This is a genomic window from Streptomyces beijiangensis, from assembly GCF_017315755.1.
In the GTDB taxonomy this organism is placed as follows: domain Bacteria; phylum Actinomycetota; class Actinomycetes; order Streptomycetales; family Streptomycetaceae; genus Streptomyces; species Streptomyces beijiangensis.
The window spans coordinates 1-252 of the sequence record NZ_JAFLRJ010001495.1; the positions used below are offsets into that span (position 1 = coordinate 1).

The window sequence follows — 252 nt, forward strand, 5'->3', positions numbered from 1 at the left end:
CCGTACGACGTCCACCGCCCCGGCCTCCTCGGGGACGGCGAAGGCGCGCCGGGCGTCGGCCGCGGCCTCCTCGGTGACCACACCGGCCGGGTCCACGGAGGCATAGGGCCGGTACACCTCGAGCCGGACCAGTAGTTCCTCGAGCGCGGTGCGCAGCGCCCAGGGCGCGCGGTCGCGCAGCGCGGGCTCGGGCGAGGCCGCGCACACGCGGTGAGCCACCCGGGTCAGCCGGTCGACCTCGGTGGCCAGTTC

1 pseudogene is annotated in these 252 nt (G+C 77.4%); it reads right to left on the reverse strand.

Annotated elements, in window-relative coordinates:
* Positions 1–252: pseudogene (locus J0695_RS42395) on the reverse strand (malto-oligosyltrehalose synthase); the annotation flags it as partial.